Raw genomic sequence first — 232 nt, forward strand, 5'->3', positions numbered from 1 at the left:
CGACCGTCGCGGTGAACCCCCCGGCCGGCCACCCCGTCTCGGCCGGCTTCACGCCGGACCCGGAGGACTTGGACGCCGGCATCGCCGAGTCCGACACCGACGAGGTCGCCCGCGGGCTCGCCGCCAGCGCGGCGGTCCAGGTGATGGACGCCGTCGGCGACATCACGCCCACCGCGAAGTGACGGTCCCGGCCCGGACGTAGCCCGTTCGAGCGATCGGTCCGCCCCGCTCT

Annotated in this window: 1 protein-coding gene; it reads left to right on the top strand. The window is 75.9% G+C overall.

What is annotated here, in order from left to right; translation table 11 throughout:
* Window positions 1–182: DUF5811 family protein (locus tag EXE45_RS19105; protein ID WP_241989549.1), on the top strand; the 182-nt coding region annotated here is incomplete at its 5' end.
* Between the last annotated feature and the right edge of the window lie 50 nt (window positions 183–232).

Source organism: Halorubrum sp. SP9, assembly GCF_005435015.1.
Lineage (GTDB): Archaea > Halobacteriota > Halobacteria > Halobacteriales > Haloferacaceae > Halorubrum > Halorubrum sodomense.